Raw genomic sequence first — 25,466 nt, forward strand, 5'->3', positions numbered from 1 at the left:
GTTCAACCAACCTTCAGGACGATCTTACCTAATACTGCATTTTCCGAGATCAAAGCGTAAGCATCACTTGCTTCATTCCAAGATATAATTTCCGAGATAATCGGCCGAAGCGACTCATGCGCGTTGCGATCTTCAGTGCCAGTTTGGAATGATGTGATATCTCGACGCAACGCTTGCACAATCTCGATCTTCTCGTCTGAGGTCCTGGTTCGAAACGTCACACCAGAAATCGTCAAACGCTTATATGCGAGAGCTTCCATATCAAGGGTTCCCTCAGGCCCACCTAGTCGACCGATCCCTACGATCCTTCCCCTGAGTGCCGCGGCACGAACATTGACCGGAAGATAGCTTCCGCCCACATAGTCAAGAATCACATCGACACCTTTGCCTCCGGTCAACTCCATAGAACGCAGTGCGAAGTCAGTGGAACTTGTGTTTATCACTTCATCGATACCAAGATCGTGAAGGAGGTCGGCGCCTCTCCCGGAACGCGTGGTGCCGATGACACGGCCCGCTCCGAAATAGCGTGCAAGTTGGACGGCCTGCATGCCCACACCAGACGTCGCAGCGTGAACCGCTACCGTCTCATGCGTGGTAAGTCCGGCGGTGGTCACCAGCGAATTATGTGCTGTCATGAAGCCGAGTACCGCGGCGGCACCTTCGAAGTAACTCCAGTTCGCCGGAATGGGGATGAGCATGGACGCATTGACCACCACTTCCTCGGCCAACCCGCCGGCGACCATTGCCATCACACGATCTCCACACGAGAACTCCGTAACGCCTGAGCCGATTTCGACAACCTCTCCTGCAGCATCGAGACCCACCGGTCGCAGCGGAGAAGCTAAGTCACCTGGTGCATGTGTGCCTGCCAACTGCGCAAGATCCGCGCGGTTCACCGACGCCGCTCGCACATCGACCCGTACTTCTCCCTCCTCAAGAACCGGCCGCGCTAACTCCGCCATGCCCAATTGGGGCCCGCTCGAATGACGCTCGATTACCATTGCCTTCATGAAACCTCCAAGATATGAACACAAATTGAATTAGCTATCAGCATCACGCCGATTCGGTATCGGAAAAGACGCGAGACGACCCTACTGGCCAATCCGAAGTTGACGGAGATCCGTTGCTCAGTCAAGGGTTATGCGAGCACTCCACCAAAATTACGCCGGATCCGTCAACGCTCGACGTGGCCACAAGTCCATAGATTCCCCCTGTGTCCTCTAAGGCGCTGAGCATGGTGGCCAATGCGCGAATACCTTCGAGCTCGGCCAGATGCCCAAAAGCCAGCGCCCCACCGCGGGGATTCAGCATGTAGGTATTTATCCCGAACTCCGTAAGCCAGATCAAGGGGCCTCTGGCAGTATCCTCGGGCACTTCGTACTGGTCGATGCAGTCGGGAGAAACCCCATGCTGCCGAAGATATGACCGAACCAAATCGAGCTCGGATGTAGATGCATTTTCAAGGTCCGAATCGAACAAAATTTCGACGCCAACTAGACGCCCCCGGGGATGGATTCCAAGTTCGTCAGCGCGGCTGGCGCTGGTAAGAACGAGCGCACCAGCACCTTTCGCAGCGTTGGCATAGTGATGAGGGAGCTGGCAGGTGAGACTTTCAGCCTGCGAAGTCAGGTTTGTTGCTGGGTGGGGCGCCAGACGAAGTGCACCGGGCGTCTCGGCTCCTTGTCGAAGCTCATCACTCGCGACGAACTCGGTCACCTCGAGATCGACGTGCAACTCGAGTGGAATGAGCTCACGGCGGAAATCACCCGATAACGCACATTCACGGGCGCGTTGGTGCGAAGCCGATGCGAACTCGCTCTCGCTCTGTCGTGTGATGCGCCATTGATCCGCGGGTTGCGCCGGCATTTTCATTCTCGCGTTTGGAACATCGAACCAGGAGTTGCCACTCGCTGCGCCGGCCACTAGCACAACTTTTCTTGGATCACTTTTGATCACATTGTTCGCGAATTGGATTGCGGCAGTTGCAGATACCGCATCGTGTAACTCGATACGCTGGAATGCTTTGCTCCACGACTCGGCTTGTAGGAATGCAGCCGCCCTGTCTCCTACGGTGACGATCGTGGTGACCTCGTCTTCATTGATTTTCGCACGGTGAAGTAGGCCGCTGACCGTGACATCCAGCAGTTCCTCTGTGCGGAGCTCACGGTGAGCTCGCCCGTACATGGGTCGCTGTGTCAGCGGGGAGCGCATTGCGTCCACGATTACGACTTCGTTGTTCATCGTTTCCTCGAACTCACACTCTGGTATTCAACGGCGCAGGGAAGGTTCGCTGAGGTGCCGAGACAACTCGCGCGCGGAGCCTGCAACCATCGCTCGATCTACAGTCTCTCGAAAATCTCTGACCGAATTGCGAATGAAGGAGAAGACCCCGCCATGGACAATTAGCTGTGCGCCGGATTCGATCTCAGCAGCGACGAGATGCGGGTTCGGCTGAAAAACCCCGTAGGCAATCCCACGTTCGGCACAAAGCGTCCGCACGCGCTCCTGCGCTTCTACTACAAGTCTGTGTCTCGAATCGCCTGGTACACCGTACAACTGGGCGAGATCGCCGTGTCCGACCAGAGCCAGCCCGACGCCCGGAACGAGGAGTTCGTCCAGATTTTCGACGGCTTCCGGAGTCTCGATGACCAAAGCGATCAGCAAATTGTCGTTGGACCACTGCATGGCATCCACCGGGCTGGTGACATCCTGGTAATTCACGCCTGCGCCTCCTACGAAAGCGACACCTCGGCGTCCATATGGGTGATAAAACGCGAAGTCTACGAGTCGCTCCACTTCGGATGGGTGTCGCACGTGCGGGATCAGCAACGACTGGCATCCTCCGTCCAGCAGGCGGGTGATCCATGCATAGTCGATTTGTGGAGGCCTTACCAACGGTGAGATACCTGCACCATGTGCATGGGCAACCAAATCGAACACCGTCTCCGTGTTGTGGAGGTTGTGCTCCTGGTCAATGAACACCGTATCTAAACCCGCAGCGGCCACCGCGTAGACGACCCCTGGATCGCGGGCTTCATTTAGACTGCAGCCCAGGGCTATTCGCCCGCTCTCCAGCGTTTCCTTCAAATAGTTGCGTCTCAAGATCATGGCGACAGCTCTCCTCGCTCTCGAACGGCACGCACTGGGTCACGCCGATCGGCGTGCAGGCTTTGTTTTGGGTCGGCACCCGCGACACAGGCGGGTGTGGCGGGTGCCGTTTCGGAGGTGGCACCGGCGCTACAGGCGTGTGTTGCGGGTGCCACCTCCGGGTTTGGGTGGGCGCTCTGGAGCACCGTCGGGTGCAGGTGAAATGCTCCAGAGCGCCCGGTCTTTTCGGTGGTGCCTGGAAGCTAAACGGTGAGGGTCTGTGCCGGGTTGACGCCCTGCTTGGCCATCGCCTTGCCGTATAGCTTTGCCGCGTTGTCCCACAGCACAGCGCGGCGGACGTCCTCGGGCTGCTTGGCGAGGATGAGCTCGATGTTCTCGTCGAGAGTGGGACGGTGGAAGCTGGTGGGGTGCGGGAAGTCGGTCTCGAACATCAGTGCCTTGAGGCCGAGCATCTCGATGTGGTAGTCGTCGAGTTCCTCGAACCAGAAGTTCAGCGACACCTGGCGTTTGAAGAAGTCACTCGGCAGCATGTCGCCGAATTCGGGATGCGAGCGGAACACGCCGTTCTTCTGGAATCGCTTGTCGAGGGCGTCCAGAACGAAAGGCGCCCAGCCGATTCCGCTCTCGACCGACACGAACTGCAGCTTCGGGAAGCGTGCGAGGACTCCGGATACGAGCAGGTCGCTGACGATGACGGCATTTGCGAGATAGATGTGGGGTCCGTCGGCTGCGACTCGAACACCGCCGGTCAGGCCGTCGTCTTCATTGTGTTCGAGCATGGAACGGAAGTCGCCGCTGGCGGTGTGGAAACTTACCGACAGTTCCGCGTCCTGACATGCCTTCCACAGCGGATCCCATTTGCGGCTGCCCAGAGGTGCATGGCCGTGTTCGTGGGGGGCGCCTGTGGTGACGATGCCACCGAAGCCGGAGTCGGCGAGGCGTTCGATCTCGGCGACCGACGCCTGCACATCCCAGTACGGAATCACCATCATGGGAATGAACCGGCCCGGGTACTTGGCCACCCATTCGAGCTGGAAGTCGTTGTACGCCCGCAGGTGAGCCATAGCGACCTCGGGATTGGGATGGTTGACGAACGGCTTCCAGTCGAACCCGGCGAGGTTCGGGTAGAGCACCTGCATCTCGAAGCCCTGCGAGTCCATGAACTTCACGCGCTCGTCGACGTTGTACGTCGCCGGATGCGCCTCCTCGAGGCGGGTAGGACCGCTGCCGTCATGGAGCTCGGAGTTGAAGTGCTTCCAATTCCAGTTCGCCCACGTCCACGCGCCCTTGAGGGGCTCGTCACCGAAGAACCACAGGTCCGACTGGGTCTTGTCATCCCACTTGACGTGCAGCACATCGGAACCCCACGACTTGGGCAGGCGCTCGGTCCACAGATCCGCCGGCTCGATGAGATGGGTATCAGTGTCGATTACTCGGTACTTGCTCATAGCACCACAATCCTTTTCTGGCTCAGTACAATAGTTCCTCTATATGATCTACATGAACTGTGTTCTGTGTCAACCGTCACTTCAAAGGGAGGTGTGTGTTCCGGGGAACAGCCTGGCGGTGGCACCGCACACCCAAATCCGACTGGGGACTACACGATCGCCTACCCCTAGCGCCTTGCCACCCCGCCCCGCAGTCGACGACGAAGGCGCCACACGCACCTAAACGGCTCGACTCAGGCAGTAACGGGATTTCTTCTTCGTGGCGTCGGAGTCCCACGACGGTCGGCGGGGAGGCGTGGTTCCATCTCGACCCGGCCTCGTAGGGGCCCGGTTTTGTGGTCGACAGTTTTGTGCGAACAGTGGGATAGCGTAGGGGTGCCGGACCAGAATTCGGATCCGTCCGCCGCGTAGCTGGACATCAATTTCTTATTTGCGAGGGGCTATCATGGGCGCTATGAAAGTTGTTGGCCGAAAGACTGCGCGACTGGTGGCAGGACAGATAGTGCAGGACATCGGCACTGACGGGTTAACTCGACTTCCTTCGGAAGCCGAGTTGCTGGAGCGTTACGAGGTAAGTCGGCCATCGCTGCGAGAAGCACTTCGTATTTTGGAAATGTATGGAGTCATTTCGATACGACCAGGCCCAGGCGGCGGTACTCGCGTGAACACGGTCGCGAGCTCACAATTCGCCAGTGCATCTTCTTTGTACTTTCACCTTCTTGGCCTGACGCTTCGAAATGTGCTGAATACACGTCTTCAAGTCGAGCCCCTCATGGCTCGGCTGGCGAGTGACCGCGTGAAGTCGGGAGTGCCTTGGAACACCGAGGAGGTTGACGGGGCCGGAGATGGAGCCGAAACGGGTGGGTTCCACTTCGCGGTCGCTCGATTCACCGGTGACCCCATCTTGCTTTTGTTCGCGGACGGCCTCCGCAGCATATATGTGGATGAATCTGCTGACGAAAAAATTCCTCGCGCTCATCTCCCCGTATCGCACGAACAAATCGCCGATGCAATTCGGAATGGTGATTCCGAAAAATCCGAACGCCTGATGCGTGAGCATATTCAGAGTTATCTCGATGCGTTGGAAAAAGACTATCCCGAGGTCTTAGAGCAGGTCGTCGATTGGAACTAGCGACGACCCGCTCGCTTGTCTCTCGCAAGCCTCTCCCACGCTGGAGTGCGTCGGTCGTATGGCGACGCGGAGCATGTTGCTCCGAACGCCGACGGTCGAACTTACAGCAGAGTGGTCTCCTGAGAGGTCAGTTGCGATCGCCTGATCTTACCGACGCTGGTACGTGGTAATTCGTCTACTTTGTGCCAGTCTCGTGGGCATGCTTGCGGTGGAAGGTTTTTCGATGCCCATGCGTTCAGCTCATCAATGTCAATCGGATTCGCCGCGTCCCTCTGCACTACATAGGCAACCGGAACGACATCGCGAATGGGGTCGGGGCGCGGTATGACGGCGACTTCCAGTACGCCTGGAGCCTGTGCCAAAGCAGCCTCGACCTCGGTGAGGCTGACATTCTCGCCGGCGACCTTGATGACATCGTCGATTCTGCCGACAAATCGAAGGCGACCGTCGGGAGTGGAAACGACCAGGTCGCCGGTCCGTAGCCAGGTCTGCCCCTCTGTTTCGACGAAAGCTGCGGAAGTCGCCTCCGGATCCGAGAGGTATTCCGCAAACAGATCACAGCCCGGTATGCCGGCTACCAGCAGAAGGCCAGGCGTTTCATACGGCACGGGTTCGAGGTTGTCCGGATCGACAACGCGCGTCGTTCGTTCTGCATCGCTTGGATTTCCGATGAAGTTCGGGCTTGCGTTTTCCGGGCTCTCGGCGGTAACGATCGCTATCGTCTCGGTCATTCCGTACAGTTGACGGGGCTTGCAACCCGCCATCGATGCAAACTCGTCGAAATGGCCGGGCGCCAAGCTCTGTGCGAACCAGACGTGTTTAAGATTCAACTGCGGGATGGTTTCGGGTCGCCGGGCGAGAATCATACGAATCGGTGCGGCGAACAGGCTGGCGTGAGTTGCGCCCAGCCGATGGGCCTGATCGCCCCATCTCGAAGCTGAAAACGCGCTCGTGAGCGCGACACTTGCGCCGGCAGCGATTGCAGCTGCAAAGCAATAGTACTGGGCGTTCGCGTGGAAAAGCGGAAGTGTCACTAACCATCGGTCTTCGGAACTCAGCATCGCTGCCCGCGCCATTGTCTGTGCAACGTGGTCATAGTTGCACTGCGAGAGCACAACCGCCTTCGGTTCGGACGTGGTGCCCGAAGTGAACATCACAGCAAGTCGATGATGTGGGCGCGGTTCGGCAACGAGTGTCGGACGGGTGCCCGACGAGAGCAGGATACTGCCGGCACTGACGTCGCTGGCATCTTCCTCGAGTACTAGAACATTGATATCCTTTGCAGCACATACATCTTCGGCGATCGCGAGCTCTACACCCTGGGAGTACGTTTCGGCATTGCGGGAACTGCAGAGTGCCACGTTCGGTGTGGTCCTCCGGATGTGCATCGCGAGATCCCTCGCAGAAGATGCAGGATCTGCAAAGACTGCACTTGCACCGATTCGAGCTGCTGCGAGCCACACCGCCACGAAAGCGGGGCAGTTCCTCAGAACAACGTGAATCGAGTCGCCGGGTATCACTCCGGCTCGCTCAAGTGCTGCGATGGTGGAATCGACGATGCGATCGAATTCGTCGTAGCTCCATTGTGAGACCTCGGTCTTGGAGTCTTCGAACACAAGAAACGGCTCGTTTGCATGTTCTGCAACGGCTTCGTTCCAGGTTTGAGCGAATGTTGCGCAAGCAACGGCAGCCAACGTGCACCTCACGGGTTGAGCGGTATGAATCCTGGTAGCTCTCAGCGGTCTACGCTGAAAAAACGTACGGGCGACCACGATGTCTCGAGTGGTCTGGCGTAAGCCGAGCCTACGTACGTCGCGTGCCTGTCGATATATCCGCTGCGGACACTACTTGTGAAATGCCGGGTCCGCAGGGGACAGTAGTGGTCATCGGGCACTGGATCATGCGTGTGCTGGTCGTGGCGCAGTTCGCACCGTCTCGTGTGACGACACGTTCCTGCTTGAGGAGGTTGGCCATGAAGTTCGATGAAGATTGTTTCTCTTCTGAGGTGGCGCTGGGTAGTGGCGCGACGAGTGCCGCCACGAGCGCCATGCGAGTAGCCACCCAACTTGTGCGTGCAATCTCCCGGACGGGAGTTGGCAGGGGTGAAGCATCTCCTGCAGTGCTCGAATCCTTAACGAGCATATTCGGGCCAATTAGCGTAGATTACAAAGACTTTCGTGAATCCATGGCTGATCTGATCAGGGAAGTCGCTAGCCAACATGAGGCGCGAGACGATCAATACCGCGCGTTGCTGGACACCGTCGCCGACATCACCTCGGAAGACGACCCCAATCGTCTTCTCGGAGGAATCGCCGAACGAGCCCGACGACTGCTACGCGCGGATGTCGTATACCTGTGGCTCGCCGAGGAAGACGGAGACTATGCCCGCTTAGGGGCGACGTCGGGCGGCATGACTTCCGAACTCCTCAATCTGCGCGTACCAGCCAGAATGGCCATGACGGGCCGAATCATCGATACAGGTATGCCACTGATCGTTTCCGAATATTTCGGTGATCAGAATTTCGTCCATTACCCAGAGATCGACCGAGTGATGGAACGAGAAAAGATCGTTGCAACAGTCGGGGTCCCTTTGGTGAATGGGTCCACACGACTAGGGGCGTTGATTGCTGCGAATCGTGACGAACGTACCTACAGTCCGGCTGACCTTGACCTGTTGCATTCGCTGGCCGGACACGCTGCCATTTCGATCGAGCGCTCGCGACTCTCCGAACAAACGAAGTCGGCGTTGCATTCACTCGAAGCGGCAAATCGCGAACTCGCAAGGCGTAATACAGAATCCGAGCGAACCACTGCGGCGCATTTCACACTTTCCCAGGTTGCCCTGGCCGGTGGAAATATTGACAACTTAGTCCATGAGGTGGCGAAAATCGTCGAAGGTCAGTTGGCTGTGTTCGATCCCGACGGCCGACTACTCGCTGACGCCGGAAACTTCAGTGGCGCCGTGCAGCCTCCCGATTCGGTGCGGGAGGCATCGCTCACGCGAACCACATTCACGGCGGATAATCACGTAGCAGTCCCGATTCTCGCCGCAACGAGACTGCTCGGGACTTTGTATTACCAACCTGAGGTGACTCCTGCGAAGCCCGTCATCCAGATTCTCGAACGCGCTGCCGTGGTTGCGGCCTTGCTTCTACTTCTGGCCGAGGCCGAAGCCGGAGCAGCGGGCTTTCGTCGAGATGACTTTATCGATGATCTTTTATCTGGAGACGAACCTGCCAGCCGGCTGATTCATCGAGCAGCGCAGATGAGGGTGGAGCTTCGTCAGTCGTACACCATCCACGTTGTGCGCGCGCCACTGCACGAACGAAGACTTGCTTACCTCGCAGATGAGGCAGCGAAGTCGCGCGGGGGTTTGGCCGGACAGAGCCACCTGTTGCAGCGTGGGAAAAAACCTCTAGTGATAGCCCTGATGCCGGGACTAGACCCGCGTGGAAACTCCCACGAGTTGGCGGGAGCAATTGCGAGGGCTGGTCGGATAACTCCCTCGGTAGCCGGAGCTGGACCCACACATGAGGTTATAGGGATTCGCGAACTGTTCGATGAGGCTGTGACCTGCAGCGAGGCCATGGCACAGATTTACGATGATGCTACGTCCGGAACTTTGGCGGACCTTGGGTTCATTGGATTGGTTTTGAGCGGCAAACCGAATGTCGATCGCTTTGTAGGCAAGATGCTCGGCCCCGTCATCCGATACGACGCGGCGCATCACACTCAATTATTGAGCACCCTCGAAACGATTCTTGCGACGGATGGAAGCCCGACCGCCGCTTCGGAGACTCTTCATGTGCATGTCAGTACGGTGAAACAACGAATGCAGCGCCTCAGGGGCGTACTGGGGGAGGATTGGAGAACCGTCGAACGTGCCAGTGAGCTCCGTTTAGCGTTGAAACTACTGCGCCTCAAGGAGGTCTCGTTCTAGGTGATGACGTAGTGAGCGTCTCAATCGTGCTCCCACACTTCCGTCTACTAAGGGGCGTTCGGTGGCACTTCAGCAGAGTTCGCGACTATCCACGCTGCGATTTGTGCACGGTTGGTGAAACCCAGTTTGGTGAGAATATGCTCGACGTGGCCTTGAACAGTGCGAGGCGAAATCACCAGGCGGGTTGCGATAGCTTTGTTGGTCAGACCCTCTGAGACGGCTTCGGCTATCTGATGTTCCCGTTTGGTCAACTTCACACTGACCTCGAAGTCTGGCTGTGCGGGTGGGGCTTTCTCGCCCAAGGCATATGAGATCGCCAAGTCGACGCCTAGACGCTGGCCGTCTCGATACTAACTCTCGTAGTTGCTGCCAAGCATTCTCGCTGTCTCGTGCTCGCAATCCTCGTGAAAGCGTACGACCGAATCGCCTTCTTCCCGAATCAGGATTGACTTATCGACCAACGAGGTCAAAGTATCCAGTATTAGTTGTGGTTCCAGGCCTTGACCGCAAATTTGTTCAGCTGAATCCCACTCAGCGCTGCCGGCGAACACCGACAGTCGCGCCCATAGCAACTGCTCTGCAGGACTGCACAGTTCGTAGCTCCAGTCGACGCACAACCGCATCGTTTGCTGCCGGCTCGGAGCGTTTCGGCTGCCGCGGGTCAGTAGCGCATAACGGTCACTCAATCGCTGGAGGATCTGCTCGGGTGACATTGCCGACAAGCGGGCAGCTGCTAGTTCGATCGAGAGCGGTAAACCGTCGAGTTGGTGACAGATCTGGGCTACGGCCCCTGCATTGTCGTCGGTGAGCGTAAACGTCGAGACCACGGAGGTGGCGCGTTCGGCGAACAGAGCGACGGCATCGGAGTTGAGAGTTCCCCGAAGTCGCGGGGACTGAAGACGGTCGGGAATTGTGAGTGGAGGTACACGGAAGACGGTTTCTCCGGCGACATTGAGCGGTTCGCGACTGGTCACGAGGATGCGTATCCGTGGACAAGCACGCAGAAGGGTGGTCGATAGCTCCGCTGCAGCGGATAAGACCTGTTCGCAGTTGTCCAATATCAGCAACAACTCTCGTGAAGCTAGATAATTGAGCAATCTCTCGCGCAGGTTCCTCGTCGATTGGTACCGCAAGCCCAGAGCCACAGCGACAAGGTCTGGGAACAACGATCCATCGTTCAGATCGGCACATTCCACGAGCCAAGTGCCGTCGCTGAATGCACGGCGCATGCTTTCCGCTGTACGAAGGGCAAGCCGCGTTTTGCCGACGCCTCCGAAGCCGGCAAGAGTCACCAGGTGAGAGCTTTCCAAGCATCGCTTGATATTCAACAATTCACGTCGGCGACCGACGAAACTGGTCAACTCAACCGGCAAATTTCCTTCGGATCGGCCACTCGGCAGCTCACCAATGTCGTCGTCGATACGAGGGGCCAGCGGTTTGGGCTTCGTAGGGCGGGTCTCGTCAGGCTGTGCGTGCAACGCCATTTCGTCTATCGAGAATCCGTGATTGACCTGTACCTGTTGCAGAGCCTGACCCAGGGCGATCATCGAACACCGATCGGAGGCGGAGGTGCTCATGGCATGTTGAACTGCAGTGCTCACATCATCGGCGATGTTTCGTTCACGGAGGTCCGGAGTGGGATCAGCAGTGATACGTACGAACTGGGCTATCAGTTGCTCGCCGCTACGTCGTTCAAATGCAGCATGCCCGGTCAACGCACAGAAAAGTGTGGCTCCGAGACTGTAAACATCCGATGCCGGACCAGGTGTTTGACCAGTCAGAACCTCCGGCGCGGTGAATGCCGGAGAGCCCGTCACGATGCCAGTAGCAGTTTCGAACCCGCCGCGCACGTGGGCAATCCCAAAGTCGGACAACATCGGTTCGTCGTAATCGGAAAGCAAAACATTTGCGGGTTTGACGTCGCGATGAACGACCCCGAGGCTGTGTGCGGAGTGAAGGGCGCCTGCGATTTTGACGCCTACCCGCAGGACCTCCTCCAACGCCAGGGGGCCGTGCTGACGGATGCGTCGCCCAAGGCAACCACGGGCGCAGTAGGGCATGACAAGGAAGGGGCGGCCCCCAACGGTGGTTCCCATCTGCAGGACGCTCGCGATGTTCGGGTGGCCTGTAAGTCTGCCCATCGCCCGTTGTTCACGCAGGAACCGGGCCTTGCTGTCGACGTCGTCGAAGTCTGCCATGAGGACCTTGACCGCAACCGTACGATCGAGCGCCGGTTGCGCACAGCGGTAAACGACGCCGAAGCCACCGCGTCCGATTTCTCTCAGATCGGTGAACCCGCCGACTCCAGGCTCAACTCCAACGCAGCGTCGGGGGGGTGCTGCGTTGCGAAGGGATCGTTGTCAGCCATTGACGAGTCTTCGAGGGTTTGAGGGTTCACGGGGGAGTGTGATGAGGGGCGATGCCCTTCTACCTGATCATATCGCCGGCCGGCTACCTGCGAATCCCGCGAGTGAACTGCCTGACGACGTTCTCGTCCACAAAGCTCCGTACAGCGGCCAGCAGCACGAAGGTGTGAATTGGACCAGACGTTCGTCTTGATCACCACGCTCTGTTATATGCAGGCCAGGACGACATTGCGTGAATCGTCGTTGCGTTCCTCCTTGGGGGCGGAAGCAGGGTATAGCGGGAGGAGCTACAAACGAACTTAGAGTGTGTCCCCCGGGGATGTTTGTTGACGCTGGAACCAGGCATACTGTCGGTGTGTCGCGCATCACTTCTCGTTGGTAGGAAACGCCGGACCGCTCGGTCCGGTTGTCGTCGTACCCACGGTGGTCGGCTTCTGAAATCTGGGACCGAAGGTGAGCTTGCGAGATCGAAATAGTCGGGTGCAAATCGACGGAAATTACCACCAAGTCTCCGGAGGAGCAGAAGTGACATCATCCGAAAGGTCGCGTCAGCGGAGTGTGAATCCCACACTTACGCTTGCGGTCGTCGTTGCATCAGTATTTGCCTACAAAGGTCTCGAATCGATCCTTTCACCTGCGTTACCGTTGATTCAAGAATCTCTTGGAGCGACAGAAGCACAAATTGCGTGGGTTATTACCGGTGTTCTACTCACCGGCGCGGTAGCAACTCCACTCATCGGGCGTTTGTCTGATGTTCGTGACAAAAAAACAATTCTTCTTGCCGTGCTAGCCATTGTGGCAATGGGAACTGCGGTGTCAGGTCTATCAAATTCAATTTTGACGCTCACTGTTGGGCAACTGTTACAGGGAGTTGGCCTCGGTGTAGTACCACTTGCCTTTGGCATCATTCGTGATACACAAACCGAGGCGAGGATAAAATCAGGTAATGGCTCAGTCATCGCATTCATCTATGCGGGTACGGCGTTTGCGCTTGTGGGTTCAGGGTTGCTGGTCAGTATTCTACCTTGGCGATGGCTTTTCTCGGTCCCCTTCGCAATAATTGTTATTATATTCTTTGCAGCCTGGCGTTTGGTACCTTCGTGCCCACCTGCCAATCATGGGCGTGTCGATTATGTAGGGGCGGCACTGCTTGGTAGCGGCATGGCCGTGATTTTGATCGGTATCACTAATGCGCCTGAATGGGGTTGGGCGTCGCTTAAGTTCGTTTCAGCATTGGCCATTTGCATTGTTCTGTTGGCTGCATTTGTTGCTTTCGAGCTGCGCTCGTCCGAGCCGCTCATCGATATTCGAATACTCGCCACACGGCCTCTCGCCGTGAGTTGCCTCGTGTACCTGCTGTGCGGATTTGCCACCAACTCTCTGTTTCTCTCGGTTCCTATGCTTGTCCAACAGCCTATTTCGACGGGATTTGGGCTTGGCGCTACAGAATTTACGACGAGCCTTCTGCTACTACCTCTTGGTTTGACTGGTGCAGTGGTTGCACCCTTGGTCGGTTGGTTTGATCTCCGTATCGGTGGCCGGGCCACCATGCTGATCGGTGTCGCGTTTTCGGGATTGTCGTTCTTGTTTCTCCTGGTCGCAAATGGCCACTTCCTCATGGTTATGGGGGCGACTATCCTCATCGGCGCCTCAGGCGGGATCACACTGACCCAAGCCATGAATACCGTTGCGCTTACGTCTCCGGTGAGTCGAATCGGGGCTTTCAGTGGACTCGCTTTCGTCGTCAAAGCAGTTGGTGGAACGCTGGGCGTGCAGCTGTCGGGAAGTATTCTCACAACAGGTACCGGTGCGGCATCGCCGACTTGGACTTCATTCACTGTTGTTTTCATGATGGGTATTATCGTTGCAACTGCTGTTGCGCTGAGTTGTTTCCTTTTGCCACGTAGGGCAACGAAGAAAATTTCGGAGTCGGAGTCACTTGTAGATGTCAGTGCTTCCGTCCGCGAGTGATCTCTCTGCCTCAGAGTATTTATCCTATATTCTCCTAAAGTGACTACACAAGAATTCCAAGGAAATAGAATGTCGAATATTGCACAGAAGCGGGCAAATCAACGAGGTGCAGGACCTTGGAAACTTACGAAATCAGGATTTGCTGAGCCGCAAAATAAAAAAGCGTCCGGTGTGCACGTGGAAGCTGATCAAGTTATCCAATTCGCGAATACCTGGAATCCGTACGGTGGAGCGTCCGACGAAGAAATATTTGTTAATTTCGGGATGACAAGGGATCGTTTCTTTCAGAAACTCTGGCACTGCATGACTGGAGTCAAGTTAGACCGGGAGATTGCGGCGGAACTTGCGGAGCCATACCGAATGTTTCATCCACAATTTATTTGACTCGCTTTGGAGGGATTGTGATCGTTCCCTATTTATTGAATATTCCTGGATAACACTAACTGACGTAGATGAAACGGAGTGATCAATGCGTGAAGATATAAGTGCACCCATTGGGGCGCTGCTGTTGATGGATTTGCAAAACGCCATTCTATCTGGAATATCTGATTCCGAATATCTGCTAGATGTTGCAGAATCCTTGAAAGTGACTGCGCGCGAAAATAATCTTGAAATAATCTATGTTCGCGTGGCTTTCGACGAATCGGATTACGGCGTTGTCCCGCCCGAGAATAAAGCGTTCTGGCCGATCGCACAGAACCGAGCATTGGAGTCGATGTCGGTAGACTCCGCTATCGCGGACAAGGTGTCACCCGAATCAATCGATCAGCTTGTCATCACGAAAACCAGATGCAGTGCATTTTCTGGAACTCATCTCCTGGACTACCTCCGATCGCGCAATCTTCGACTCCTGTTGATCTCGGGAACTTCGACCAGTGGCGTCGTTTTGTCGACGAGTCGGGAGGCTGCGGATCTCGATTTCAAGGTTGCGGTGGTTTCCGATGCATGCGGAGATTTCAACAGCAGAGTTCATCGAACGCTGGTCGAGGACATCTTGCCACTGCACTTGGACGTCATAGCCGCAGACGAAGTGAGCCGTTACGTCCAGGAGTATCGGGACACCCTTGGGTCCGACAGGTTCTTCGCCGGCGAGCTCGCACCATCAGGGCAGGATTCCTGATAAGTGTTCGGATGGTACACAACGATTCGCAACCCGTCGGGGAATCTGACTGTGCTGCATCCGCGAAAGAAGGCCTGCACCAGGGTATTTGGTGCAGGCCTCTTTCGGAAAGCATCTCCGGCGGTTTCGTGCCGAACTTGGCTTTCGTAGTGTGCCAATGTAATTCGACGAGATCATTGGGGTGAGAGGTTTGGTGAGGGTGCGACGTTCCGAGCATGTATAGGCAATTGACGCGCGATTTACTTCAGTGCTGAACAGTACAGTATTGTACTATTTATGGACGATGAGCAGCTTGATTGGCTCGAACCCGATGAACTTCGGGTCTTTCGGGCCTTCAGTCGTGGGTGGCAATCGGTCTCAGCTCAGCTGGATGCAGATATGGAGCGCGACGCAGATCTCCCACGTACCTACTTCGATATCTTGTGGCGACTACGACGCGCCCCTGGTCGTGCCCTTCGGATGAGTCAACTAGCCGCGATGACTAACTCCAAGCTCAGTCGTGTCACCCATGCAGTGGGGCGGCTGGAGGCAGCTGGACTGGTACGCCGTGAAGTTCCAGAAGGTGACCGGCGTGGATGGCTGGCGGTGCTCACAGATGCAGGCGTGAAGCGAGTGGAGCGGGCGGCGCCCGTTTATGCACGCAGCGTCCGCAAACACGTCCTCGGCCCCCTGGACAGTGCAGCGCAGGGGCAGCTCACATCAATAGGCGAAACGCTCCTGGGACGCATGGACTCGCAGACGTCACGCCCATCCGGGGACGAAGAACGGAGACTATGACAACCCCACTCATGCGGGAAGTATCCCAAACCCCCATCCCTCGTCTATGGCAGGTGCAACTCGTCGCTGGAGTCGGAGGATTCCTCGCCAGCGTCAATGCTTCAACAATCAATGTCGCCCTGCCCGCTGTCAGCCGGCACTTTGAGGCGTCGGCTTCAGGAGCATCCTGGACACTACTTTCGTACATGCTTGTCACCACCGTGCTGGTCTTTGTCTTCGGCCGGGTTGCGGACATGATCGACCGCCGACGTTTGTATTTGGGGGGTATAGCTGTACTGACGGCCGGAAGTCTGCTGTGTGGCCTGGCGCCGAACATCAATTGGCTCATCTTCTTTCGTTGCCTGCAGGCCGTGGGTGCGGCGGCTCTTCTATGCAACATCACCGCGCTGATCACGGACTCATTCCCTGCCCGGCGTCTTGCCACTGCGCTAGGCATTAATGCAACTATTGGTGCCCTCGCCCAGGTCGTTGGCCCCGCTCTCGGTGGTGCTCTGACCAGCGGACTCGGCTGGCGAGCGGTGTTTTGGTTCAACATCCCTTTCGGGCTAATCGGCCTTGTTTGGGCGTGGATCATTCTCCGCCCCAACGCTGCCCGCCTGAGAAGGGAACCCTTCGACTATCTTGGTGCATCACTCTCAACTGCGGCTCTCGGCGGCTTCGTCCTAGCATTGTCAGAAGGCGGCTCTCTAGGCTGGTCCAGCGCTCCCGTGATTTCCGGTCTCGCACTGTTTGCCATTTCCGCGCCACTGTTCCTCGTCGTCCAGGCCCGGCGTAGACATCCCTTGCTGAACCTAGATCTGTTTTCGAATTGGGGTCGCTCGATGGCCTATCTTGCGCTTTTTCTCATGTCGATGGCCTACTTCGCTGTGGCCCTGCTCATGTCGCTCTACCTTCAAGCTGCATCCGGGATGACGCCCTACCAAGCAGGGCTGCACGTCTTGTATGTCGCGTTGGCTATGGCTATAACGGCGCCGATGGCCGGTAGGCTCCTCGCCCGATTCAGTGCGCGCGCGATTTCCTCCACCGGATTGGCGTTAACGGCAATAGGGTTGTTCGCACTGGCAGGGGCCATCAACCCCGCCATGAACAGTGTCGTCCTCGCTTCCTGCCTTCTCCTCATTGGGGCAGGGGTGGGCCTGTTTACGACTCCAAACACCCGCGCCATCATGGGATCGGTTTTGGCCCACCGTCGCGGGATCGCCAACGGGGTACGTCAGACCGCTCAAAACGCAGGCTTTGCGATAAGTACTGCGATGGCACTGGCTATTGTGACCAGTGGCCTACCTAGCCCGACCAAACAGGCGGTTTACACAGGCACGGTCTCCGGTCTGGATTCGGACACTGTCACGGCTTTCAGTAGCGGCTTCAAGTGGGCGTTGCTTGCCCTCGGGACGACCTGCGTCTTGGCTTTGATTGCATCTCTGAGTCGCGGTCAAGACACTATTCGATGCGCCGAGACGGATTGACTTGTCGGCGGTGCGCGCGGATGGAGAGCAATGATCAGAACCTGTGGATGGTTCTCGGCGAGGCGGCGTGAGTGGGCGCACCTTCCCGGGAATGATCTGAAATTCCATCAGCTCTGATCAGGACCGGCGTTGGCGCGCTGGTTCGGGAAGGTACGCCCATGCTCACGGTAGTTCAGGATCAGCAATCCTCCAACGACGACAGCGGTGTTGGTCGGTCGTTGCTTGACGAGATCGTTCGCGACGGTGCCCGGCAGATGCTCGCGGCGGCGTTGGCCGCCGAAGTCGCCGCATACATCGAGCAGTTCGCCGAGCATCTCGATGAGCACGGCCGGCGGCTGGTGGTCCGCAACGGCTATCACCACGAGCGTGACGTGCTCACCGCGGCGGGGGCGGTGACGGTGACCGCACCGCGGGTCAACGACCGCCGTGTCGACGCCGAGACCGGTGAACGGCAACGGTTTTCCTCGGCGATCCTGCCGGCGTGGTCACGCAAGTCCCCGCAGATGACCGAGGTGTTGCCGCTGCTGTACCTGCACGGGCTGTCCAGCGGCGACTTCGGTGCGGCGTTGGAGCAGTTCCTCGGCACTGGTGCCGGGCTGTCGGCCTCGACGATCACCCGGCTGACCGCGCAATGGCAGGACGAGGCGAAGGCCTTCGCCGACCGGGATCTCTCGGGCACCGATTTCGTGTACCTATGGGTCGACGGCATCCATCTCAAGGTCCGCCTGGAGCAGGAGAAGCTGTGCTTGCTCGTGATGATCGGCGTCCGCGCCGACGGCCGCAAGGAGCTCGTCGCGCTCACCGATGGGTTCCGGGAGTCCACAGAGTCGTGGGCTGATCTGCTGCGCTCATGCCGACGCCGCGGGATGACCGCCCCGGTGCTGGCCGTCGGTGATGGGGCGCTGGGGTTCTGGAAGGCACTGCGGGAGGTGTTTCCGGATACCCGTGAACAGCGCTGCTGGTTTCACAAGCAGGCCAATGTGCTTGCTGCGCTGCCCAAGTCGGCTCATCCAGGTGCGACCGCGGCGATGCGGGAAATCTACAACGCCGAGGACATCGACAAGGCCCAGGTCGCGATCAAGGCCTTCGAGGTAGATTACGGCGCGAAGTACCCCAAGGCGGTCGCCAAGATCGTCGACGACGCCGACGTGCTCCTGGAGTTCTACCGGTACCCGGCCGAGCACTGGATCCACTTGCGCACTACGAATCCGATCGAATCGACGTTTGCGACCGTGCGGTTGCGAACCAAGGTCACCAAGGGCCCTGGGTCACGCGCAGCGGGGATTGCCATGGCCTACAAGCTGATCGACGCCGCACAAGCCCGCTGGCGGGCGGTCAACGCCCCCCATCTGGTCGCGCTGGTCCGTGCCGGCGCGGTGTTCCACAAAGGCAAGCTGCTCGAACGACCCATCGACATCTCACCCGCTGAGCCCGACGAATCAAGCGAAACGGAGGTCGCCTGAAACACCCTCATCCACAGGTCTTGACAATATCTCGCGGATGGATTCCTCGGGCACCTACCGTCATGATTGATTTCGACTCCGCGTATGCAGATTAGGGGGACGACCGCCCCAGATGGACGGTGATTGCGGGGGCTGGCTGCGAGCGGGAGTATGGACATTGAGTCTTTGCATTTACTGCATTGTCCCTATTTGTGCTGGCAGTGCCGCCAAACGGCGCACAGTCACGGCACTCCTTGCCGATAACTTATATTATGTCATTCCAGCGGTGAAAGTGACTGCACCGCAACGAAATACATGCACAGTGAACGTGTATTGTCAGTATCGAACGGCAATGTTCGCTACCAGAGTGAGAGCGGACGTCCTGCAGCCTCGGCCGCAGCGATGCGCTCGTCGATGACGTCGACTCCTACGTTCTGTTCGATACCGACCCGGATCGCGGCAGCGATCGCGCGAGTGCGACCCGCGGGTCCCCGAACGTCAGCGAGTGGGCTGGCGATGTTGCGTCGCCGGAGTTCGTATTCGCTGCGGTTGCTGCGATTGGTTCCCAACCGCATATGTGCCGGATTGGTGCAGCCGGCGAAGTCGCACTGATGACAAAGCACCGCGTCATCGGTGTTGGACCAGCCCAACCGCGAGATGACGCCGTATTCGAACTGGTACGCGAACAAATGCGCCGGCACGCTCCCGCGCCGCGACGGCCCGGGCAGGCTCGCCGCCCGGAAAGAACCATGCCCGGTCGACGACACCCCGCCGATCCACGGCCAGCACTGATCCGGCGGCGAAAGCGTTTGGATTCGAACCGAGAAATGACGGCAGGATCGTCGAGCCAAGAACGCCACAGACGTTCGGCAATGCGTACAGGCTGGGGCTGCCCGATCAACGTCATCTGGAACGCCGGTGGCGCGGGAGTGCTGTCGGGCATGCCGGGCAGCGGCAATGAGGCATCGCTCACGAACGTCATCGCCTGCTCCTGGCACTCGATCCGGACTGTTACCCGAGCTGACTGTAGGAGCGTGCACCGACAGGACCATTCCCTGCGCCGGCCTCGGACGGACTTGGGTAACAGCTCCAGCGAGTGATGGCGGCATCGAGCACACTCAGCCCACCTGCTCTGCCAAAGCGTGCAACGCTGGGCCCCGAATGCGGTTGCCGCGAAGTTGCTCTGCCAGAATTAGTAGGATGACCGACAAAAGCGGCAAAAGCAAAGATGTGATTGCAGTAGGTTCCTGCGTGCGAATCACGGTGTCAGACTCCGATGCCGGTGGCAGCGTGACATGCACCGGTGTGGTGATCGAGGACTACGAGGACATGGTCATCGACCGCGGTTCGGTGGGGCGGGACTGGGCTCCGGTGCAGCGGTGGGCGATCGCACTCGACGACGGACGACTGATCTTCGCGAACGACGAAGACCTGGCAGCTACAGACTAGGTCGGGTGGGCAGCGAGTCAGCGGCAGCTATTTTGAACTCGACCGGAACCTGAGCGGTAACAGCCTCACGCGCTGCTGCGGAACGACCGCGTTCGGCGGCTTCACGCCGATCCGTTCACAGAAGAACGCCGCCGATACGCCCGCCACCTGGGAAGAGCATTCCCCGTTGTTCAAACAGATCATGCCTAACTAGCTGCCGGCAGAACTCTCGACAGCAATCCATGCCTTGTGCGATTCTCGGTGGAATCCGTAATTGCACTGCAGCGTCAGTGATCGTGATCGATTGCCTCGGCGGGCGCGAATCCAAGATGTGTCCTTGCGAGGGTTGGTGAAGGGACTAGTCAGAACGAGTCGGCTGCCGCTCGGGCTGGAGGTCGTCAAGAGTCAGGTCATGGGGTAGGCCAGCGGCGTGCGCGATATCAGCGATTCGAAGAAGGTCCGCGTCGTCCTCGAGTAGGATTTCCAATGCAGTCTTGGCGAGTACTGCCGACCACCCGAGAGCCATCTCGAAGTCGTTTGGAGGAGTTTCCGAGCGAGGGTGAGGATGCAATGTGATTGCTCCGGTCTTTGCGTCAACTGATGCGTGCTCCGCGATAGTTGCGCCCGAGATGTGCACTGCGACAGTTAGGCCGCGGTACACCGTGTATAACAACCCGCTCTTGTCGAACCTCTTGCAGATTGACTCGAACGAGGGCAACAACTCTGCTTTAGGAAGTTCAAGCAAGGGGCGGAGCTCGGCGGGAATCTCAGCAGCGTGCGGTTCCAGTCCCTTCAGCATGCGGCTATGCGATTTGTCGATGGTATTACTGATGATGGCTTCAGAGCCTTCGGTCAGAACTATCCACTGTGAAATCAATGCATGTTCGAACGCCACACGGACATTCGCCAGAGCGGCAAAGCTGTGTCCACGATCGTGTAGCAACAAACTTGCGCCGACCTGAGTCAGCGAATACCGCGCGAACGAGTAGACCGCTTGGAAGCGCGAACTGTTGAGGGAGGGCACCGCCAATGTCTTCGGGGCCCGCTTATCCAAATCCAGTGTCCTACGCGCTGCCTCCAACCACCGATCGGTGTCGTCCATAGGTTTCGTCTCCCGAGAAGCGCTGTCGAGGGTTAAGTCGAACCCAACGGATGGGAAGTCGACGATTCGAAGTGACAATGTTGACACGCTCCCTCCAGATTGAGATCAAGCGCCCCGTCCCTGGCCGAAAGCGCGGAGCAGTGTCCACGCTGAAGAACGTGACCGCCAGGCCATCACCTCCGCCGACAAGGCCCTCGAACGGATCGACACCGGGCAGCAGAAACTCACGGGCCAAGACACCACGATTGTGGGCGAGCAGGCACGCCGCCTGGACCTCACTCCCGAACAAACAATCGCCGAAACCTCACAGCGCGAAAAGCCGAACGCAGGCAAGGACACAGCGCAGCCCGAGGCGAGGAACGCGACAACCGCGCCATGATGCTCGCCCGCCAACGCGAACAGTCCGATCAGCAGAAGCAACGCGGCCCCGACATCGAACGCTGACGGACACCTAGGGTCCAGTACGCGAAAGAAACCTTCCGGTCCGTAATCGCGACCGGTCCGTAAGGATGTTCGGCAAGGCTTTGATCGATCGGGTTTTGAGGCACCGGTGTCGCCGAGCCGCGGCGCGAAGCAATGCGCCGGGAGGCCACGCATATTTATGCGCCACGCATCGGGTCTGCCAGGGCTCGATGCCTAGTTTCCTTCGTCGCTAGTGCTCGTTGCAGGGGTTGGAAGAAGGAATTTCCGCAAAAGCTTGAGCTGTTGCAAGATTTCGTCGTACGTCACAATCTTCACGCTCCGCGAATTCGCTCGATACATCTCGAACGATTTTTGCTTGTCAGGGTGGTCTAGGGATGCTGTGTGCCCGACGACGACGAAGCACGACAGCGCATATGCCTCCAGATCCGACCGCGTAGCAAATTTCAGGTGCGCGAAGCTCGTCATCAGTTGATACGCCTGATCCATCACTTGTGTGACTGCGCCGGCTAGGTCGATGGACGGACCGAACACTCCCCCTCGATACTCTCTAGTGGCTAGCAGCGGCGTCGACGGTTTCTTGATCTCCACCAGAGCAACATTGTTGGTCAGCGGGTTCTTGTAGAGGAAGTCCGCGATCTTGCCGCCGCTACCTGCGAATCCGACACCGCCGACAGACGCACTTGACTGAAAATTAACCATCGGTGTGCCAAACACCTGCTGAAGAGCAAAGGCATTGTCACCGAAGAAGGTCTGCCAATGCCCCTCATCCGTGCTCCGGGTTAATGCCTCCTCGTAGGACTGAATGAGCCGATCGAGGTTCACTAGCTCCACGTCACGATGGAGCTTCAGAAACTTCTCCGGCCGTGTCCGTGCCAGTGCAGCGGACTCCGATGCGAAAGCCTCGATCAGCTCGTCCTGCTCGCTCTCGGTCAGCTCCTTGACGCCATCGGCCGCCTTCGTCAGTACCTTCGACACCGGGTGGCGACCAAGGCTGTACACCGCTGGCTCTAGCCCCAGCACAGAAGCCAGTTTGTTGTGAACGAAGGCATCTTTAACTCGCGCAGCCCCGTCGCTGCCGCGCCTGTTGATCCGCTGGATCTCAGAATAGATCGCCTCAAATGTATCCAGACCCAGCAGCAGTCGTTTCCCGTCCACTACGACCATGTCCCCGCCGGTGAACGAGATTTCCTCGCACTTGGTGTGCTTCTCGATCAGCCGCACTAGTCGATGACAGTCCTTGAGCAGCCCCAGGCCATATTTGTAGTCTTGGACGAATCCGGGTGGCAACGCCTCGAGGAGTATCTCTTGCAAATCAGCATTCTCGAAGTCCCCGGGCACATCTAGCGTCAATGTGCGAATCTTCGTGTACTTCGGACCTAGGAATTTTTCTGTGCCATCAATCGTGTTGATCGGGAAAATGCGCAGCACCGAATTTTCCGGAGATTCCCGCGTGAGGTTAAGTATCCGCACCTCACGGCTAAGACTCGTATCATCACCAGGATTTGGGATCGTGACCAAAAATCCGTCGAGGTCATCGCCGACATATCGTTCATCAAGCTTGCTCTTGCCGTCTTGGTTAGCTCCGAATCTCACAAGGTGAGTGTCCCATTAACCGCGGCCAGAAATCTGAGGTGCCGGTACGCACTAGGCACAGTAGGGAATCCGAATCCTCAGGTTTCATGCGATGGACGGTGGCGGGACGAAATCGTCGGGCCACTGAGTCGACAGATCGTAAGTAATCTTTCGTAGACCAGCATCGGTCAGGTTCGCGCCCTTCAGATTCGCGCCGGTCAGATTCGCGCCGCTCAAGAACGCGCGGGTCAGGTTCGCGTCGGCTAGGTTTGCGCTTGTCAGGTTCGCGCCGACCATAAATGTGCTTGTCAGATTTGCGCCGGTGAGTTTCGCGCCGGTGAGTTTCGCGTTGCGCAGTTTCGCGCCGGTCAGATTCGCACTGCTCAAGTGTGCACTGCTCAAGTTTGTGTTGGTCAGGTTCGCGCCGGTGAGCGTCGCGCCGAACAGACTCGTGTTGCCCAGATTCGCACCGTTCAAGTGCGCGCTGGTCAGGTTCGCGTTGAACAGGTTCGCGCCACCCAGGTCAGCGTTGGTCAGGTCCGCTTCGGTCAGGTCCGCGCCGGGCATGAACGCTTCGGTCAGGTTCGCGCCACACAGGTCCGCGTCGGTCAGGTTCGCGGCGCGCAGGTCCGCGCGGGTCAGGTTCGCGGCGCGCAGGTCTGCGTCGGTCAGGTTCGCAGCGCGCAGGGACGCGCTGCCCAGGTCTGCGTCGGTCAGGTTCATGCCTTGCAGTTTCGCGCCAGACAAATCGAAGTCACATGCGACCCATCGATCGTTACCTCGGGTTCTCACCCTGATCGAGTTGATGATCGCTGTTCGTACGTGACGTTCTTCGCGGTCGACCGACATCGGGAGAGATGGGGGCGAAGTGGGGTGTAGTCGAGGGTGGCCGGCAAGGGTACGACCGACTGGTTTCACTACGCGTCGCGGCTCAGGTTTGAGGGGTGGGCGATCGGTGCGGAGATACGCGCAGAGGAGATCGATACAAACTTGCCGTTCGTCGCCGTTTCCGAAGTCGTGCCAATCGTCGGCAAGTGATGCGAGGGCATACACACCAGCAAGTCGGATAGCGGCGGAATCCTGCCCGAGTTGTTCGGCGCCGGTCGTGTACCGATCGCGGAGACCACTGCTCTGCTCGAGCAGATGCGTTGATTCGGTGGATACTTGCTTGCGGTAAGCGAGGAACGCGGCACCACCCAAACCGATGATGCCCACGAGCGTGACCGTTGTTCGGGCGGCATTGAACCACTGATCTCCGGTCAGGAAAAACCCGTCCTGCCACACCCACAGACTGGCTTGAAGTCGCGCGAAAGTGATGAGCAATGCCGAGCCAGCCGCAGTCGTGGCCACAGTGCCGAATAGCACCCATCCACGCAGAGTCGATGGCTGTATGCGAACGACACCGCGCTTCTTCGCCTGTTTCATACCGGACATCATCTACTGCGTGGCATGGAGTTAGGTGTTTATGACAGCTTGAGTCGAGACCACCGAGACGGCCAGACCCAGACCCATCTGCGACTCGCCGGACCGATGATGACGGTTTGAGCTAAGCCACCTCAGTGTTGTGGCACCTGGCTTGTTCGGATGCCAGCACCTGCTGGAGGGCAGTGGCGGAGACTCGAATGGAGTTGTTCGCCTGCATTCGACGTGACGCCCGGATCGAGGGGTGTTCGATCCGGCAGTTGGCCCGCCGCCACCAGGTCGGTCGGGCAACGGTGCGGATGGCGTTGGCGCAGGCGGAGCCGCCACCAAGAAAAGTTGCGGTGCGTTGTTCGCCGAAGCTCGACCCGTTCAAAGCCGCGATCGACGCCATGCTCACCACTGATATCGAGGCACCATGAAAGCAGCGCCACACGGCCCGCCGAATCCTTGCCAGACTTGCCGATGAACATGGAGCGCAGCACCTTTCGTATTCAACGATGCGTGACTACGTGCGGTTTCGTCGGGCATAGATCGACGTCGAGGCCGGACGCCGAATCGAAGTATTCGTCCCGCAAGAGCACGCACCCGGTGCCGAAGCAGAAGTCGATTTCGGTGAAGTGTGGGTGTTCTTGGCTGGGGTGAAAACGAAATGCCACATGTTCGCCTTCCGACTCCCACACTCGGGAAATCCGTGCACCGCGTGTACTCGAAACTCCGCTGCGCTCCGTTCTGTGAAAAACGAGCACTAG

Annotated in this window: 18 protein-coding genes and 3 pseudogenes; 10 read left to right on the top strand and 11 right to left on the bottom strand. The window is 58.1% G+C overall.

The window, feature by feature from the left end:
- Positions 1–2: 2 nt before the first annotated feature.
- From AOT96_RS10665 to AOT96_RS10680, 4 genes are all read right to left on the bottom strand, one after another.
- Positions 3–1,010 (bottom strand): zinc-binding dehydrogenase, encoded by a 1,008-nt coding sequence (locus tag AOT96_RS10665; RefSeq protein ID WP_065351707.1) that lies wholly within the window; start codon positions 1,008–1,010, stop codon positions 3–5.
- A 121-nt stretch (positions 1,011–1,131) separates the two neighbouring features.
- On the bottom strand, positions 1,132–2,241 hold the full coding sequence (locus AOT96_RS10670; RefSeq protein ID WP_065351708.1) for an acetyl-CoA acetyltransferase: 1,110 nt from the start codon (positions 2,239–2,241) through the stop codon (positions 1,132–1,134).
- Between the two features lie 27 nt (positions 2,242–2,268).
- The gene (locus AOT96_RS10675) at positions 2,269–3,108 is read right to left on the bottom strand and encodes an HpcH/HpaI aldolase family protein (protein ID WP_083197608.1); all 840 of its coding nucleotides are present in this window, start codon (positions 3,106–3,108) and stop codon (positions 2,269–2,271) included.
- Positions 3,109–3,350: 242 nt separating this feature from the next.
- Complete coding sequence (locus AOT96_RS10680; RefSeq protein ID WP_065351703.1) at positions 3,351–4,556, bottom strand: amidohydrolase family protein; 1,206 nt, start codon at positions 4,554–4,556, stop codon at positions 3,351–3,353.
- Between the two features lie 454 nt (positions 4,557–5,010).
- On the opposite strand from AOT96_RS10680, the gene AOT96_RS10685 reads away from it, so the two are divergent.
- Positions 5,011–5,688 carry a FadR/GntR family transcriptional regulator gene (locus tag AOT96_RS10685; RefSeq protein WP_231917429.1) on the top strand — a complete coding sequence of 226 codons (678 nt, stop codon included), beginning with the start codon at positions 5,011–5,013 and terminating at the stop codon, positions 5,686–5,688.
- Between the two features lie 101 nt (positions 5,689–5,789).
- On the opposite strand, the gene AOT96_RS10690 is transcribed toward AOT96_RS10685, so the two are convergent.
- The gene (locus AOT96_RS10690; protein ID WP_231917430.1) at positions 5,790–7,304 is read right to left on the bottom strand and encodes a class I adenylate-forming enzyme family protein; all 1,515 of its coding nucleotides are present in this window, start codon (positions 7,302–7,304) and stop codon (positions 5,790–5,792) included.
- A gap of 356 nt (positions 7,305–7,660) precedes the next feature.
- On the opposite strand from AOT96_RS10690, the gene AOT96_RS10695 reads away from it, so the two are divergent.
- Entirely contained in the window at positions 7,661–9,628 is a 1,968-nt protein-coding gene (locus AOT96_RS10695; protein WP_231917431.1) for a helix-turn-helix domain-containing protein, read from the top strand.
- A 47-nt stretch (positions 9,629–9,675) separates the two neighbouring features.
- On the opposite strand, the gene AOT96_RS36545 is transcribed toward AOT96_RS10695, so the two are convergent.
- Together AOT96_RS36545 and AOT96_RS10700 are read right to left on the bottom strand one after the other, a co-directional pair.
- A complete protein-coding gene (locus tag AOT96_RS36545) occupies positions 9,676–9,885 on the bottom strand; it encodes a response regulator transcription factor (RefSeq protein ID WP_442978616.1) in 210 nt (69 codons plus the stop codon).
- A gap of 150 nt (positions 9,886–10,035) precedes the next feature.
- Positions 10,036–11,996, bottom strand: a pseudogene (locus tag AOT96_RS10700) (protein kinase domain-containing protein); the annotation flags it as partial.
- 523 nt (positions 11,997–12,519) lie between these two features.
- Between AOT96_RS10700 and AOT96_RS10705 the strand changes: the two are divergent.
- The 6 genes from AOT96_RS10705 to AOT96_RS10720 all read left to right on the top strand — a co-directional run bounded on the left by AOT96_RS10705 (position 12,520) and on the right by AOT96_RS10720 (position 18,791).
- On the top strand, positions 12,520–13,965 hold the full coding sequence (locus tag AOT96_RS10705) for an MFS transporter (protein WP_065351710.1): 1,446 nt from the start codon (positions 12,520–12,522) through the stop codon (positions 13,963–13,965).
- Between the two features lie 39 nt (positions 13,966–14,004).
- Positions 14,005–14,349, top strand: coding sequence for a hypothetical protein (locus tag AOT96_RS35265; protein ID WP_156778942.1), 345 nt, complete (start codon positions 14,005–14,007; stop codon positions 14,347–14,349).
- 85 nt (positions 14,350–14,434) lie between these two features.
- A complete protein-coding gene (locus tag AOT96_RS10710) occupies positions 14,435–15,085 on the top strand; it encodes a cysteine hydrolase family protein (protein WP_083197610.1) in 651 nt (216 codons plus the stop codon).
- A gap of 378 nt (positions 15,086–15,463) precedes the next feature.
- Positions 15,464–15,862 carry a MarR family winged helix-turn-helix transcriptional regulator gene (locus AOT96_RS34635; protein WP_231917458.1) on the top strand — a complete coding sequence of 133 codons (399 nt, stop codon included), beginning with the start codon at positions 15,464–15,466 and terminating at the stop codon, positions 15,860–15,862.
- Positions 15,863–15,873: 11 nt separating this feature from the next.
- Positions 15,874–17,328: a DHA2 family efflux MFS transporter permease subunit gene (locus AOT96_RS10715; protein WP_065351712.1), complete on the top strand. Its 1,455-nt coding sequence runs from the start codon at positions 15,874–15,876 to the stop codon at positions 17,326–17,328.
- 158 nt (positions 17,329–17,486) lie between these two features.
- Positions 17,487–18,791 carry an IS256-like element ISRer3 family transposase gene (locus AOT96_RS10720; protein ID WP_042927240.1) on the top strand — a complete coding sequence of 435 codons (1,305 nt, stop codon included), beginning with the start codon at positions 17,487–17,489 and terminating at the stop codon, positions 18,789–18,791.
- A 338-nt stretch (positions 18,792–19,129) separates the two neighbouring features.
- Here the strand turns inward: AOT96_RS10720 and AOT96_RS10725 are convergent.
- Positions 19,130–19,752, bottom strand: a pseudogene (locus AOT96_RS10725) (hypothetical protein).
- A gap of 218 nt (positions 19,753–19,970) precedes the next feature.
- Between AOT96_RS10725 and AOT96_RS10730 the strand changes: the two are divergent.
- Positions 19,971–20,219, top strand: a complete 249-nt coding sequence (locus AOT96_RS10730) for a hypothetical protein (RefSeq protein ID WP_065351713.1) — start codon at positions 19,971–19,973, stop codon at positions 20,217–20,219.
- 337 nt (positions 20,220–20,556) lie between these two features.
- On the opposite strand, the gene AOT96_RS10735 is transcribed toward AOT96_RS10730, so the two are convergent.
- From AOT96_RS10735 to AOT96_RS10745, 3 genes are all read right to left on the bottom strand, one after another.
- Positions 20,557–21,300: a hypothetical protein gene (locus tag AOT96_RS10735; RefSeq protein ID WP_065351714.1), complete on the bottom strand. Its 744-nt coding sequence runs from the start codon at positions 21,298–21,300 to the stop codon at positions 20,557–20,559.
- Positions 21,301–21,936: 636 nt separating this feature from the next.
- Positions 21,937–23,316 carry a Shedu immune nuclease family protein gene (locus AOT96_RS10740; protein WP_065351715.1) on the bottom strand — a complete coding sequence of 460 codons (1,380 nt, stop codon included), beginning with the start codon at positions 23,314–23,316 and terminating at the stop codon, positions 21,937–21,939.
- Between the two features lie 84 nt (positions 23,317–23,400).
- Complete coding sequence (locus AOT96_RS10745; protein WP_197523634.1) at positions 23,401–24,720, bottom strand: pentapeptide repeat-containing protein; 1,320 nt, start codon at positions 24,718–24,720, stop codon at positions 23,401–23,403.
- A gap of 197 nt (positions 24,721–24,917) precedes the next feature.
- On the opposite strand from AOT96_RS10745, the pseudogene AOT96_RS34640 reads away from it, so the two are divergent.
- A pseudogene (locus tag AOT96_RS34640) lies at positions 24,918–25,426 on the top strand (IS21 family transposase); the annotation flags it as partial.
- Positions 25,427–25,466 lie beyond the last annotated feature (40 nt).

The sequence above is a fragment of the Rhodococcus sp. 008 genome, from assembly GCF_001682295.1.
GTDB lineage: Bacteria > Actinomycetota > Actinomycetes > Mycobacteriales > Mycobacteriaceae > Rhodococcus_F > Rhodococcus_F qingshengii.

Bases quoted from the DNA above. Each gene is read 5' to 3' on its own strand.
- AOT96_RS10745 (WP_197523634.1), bottom strand. From the start codon at position 24,720: ATGAAACAGGCGAAGAAGCGCGGTGTCGTTCGCATACAGCCATCGACT.
- AOT96_RS10695 (WP_231917431.1), top strand. From the start codon at position 7,661: ATGAAGTTCGATGAAGATTGTTTCTCTTCTGAGGTGGCGCTGGGTAGT.
- AOT96_RS10685 (WP_231917429.1), top strand. From the start codon at position 5,011: ATGAAAGTTGTTGGCCGAAAGACTGCGCGACTGGTGGCAGGACAGATA.
- AOT96_RS10680 (WP_065351703.1), bottom strand. From the start codon at position 4,556: ATGAGCAAGTACCGAGTAATCGACACTGATACCCATCTCATCGAGCCG.
- AOT96_RS10710 (WP_083197610.1), top strand. From the start codon at position 14,435: ATGCGTGAAGATATAAGTGCACCCATTGGGGCGCTGCTGTTGATGGAT.
- AOT96_RS10730 (WP_065351713.1), top strand. From the start codon at position 19,971: ATGACCGACAAAAGCGGCAAAAGCAAAGATGTGATTGCAGTAGGTTCC.
- AOT96_RS10665 (WP_065351707.1), bottom strand. From the start codon at position 1,010: ATGAAGGCAATGGTAATCGAGCGTCATTCGAGCGGGCCCCAATTGGGC.
- AOT96_RS10735 (WP_065351714.1), bottom strand. From the start codon at position 21,300: ATGGACGACACCGATCGGTGGTTGGAGGCAGCGCGTAGGACACTGGAT.
- AOT96_RS10720 (WP_042927240.1), top strand. From the start codon at position 17,487: ATGCTCACGGTAGTTCAGGATCAGCAATCCTCCAACGACGACAGCGGT.
- AOT96_RS10675 (WP_083197608.1), bottom strand. From the start codon at position 3,108: ATGATCTTGAGACGCAACTATTTGAAGGAAACGCTGGAGAGCGGGCGA.
- AOT96_RS10715 (WP_065351712.1), top strand. From the start codon at position 15,874: ATGCGGGAAGTATCCCAAACCCCCATCCCTCGTCTATGGCAGGTGCAA.
- AOT96_RS10670 (WP_065351708.1), bottom strand. From the start codon at position 2,241: ATGAACAACGAAGTCGTAATCGTGGACGCAATGCGCTCCCCGCTGACA.
- AOT96_RS34635 (WP_231917458.1), top strand. From the start codon at position 15,464: ATGGAGCGCGACGCAGATCTCCCACGTACCTACTTCGATATCTTGTGG.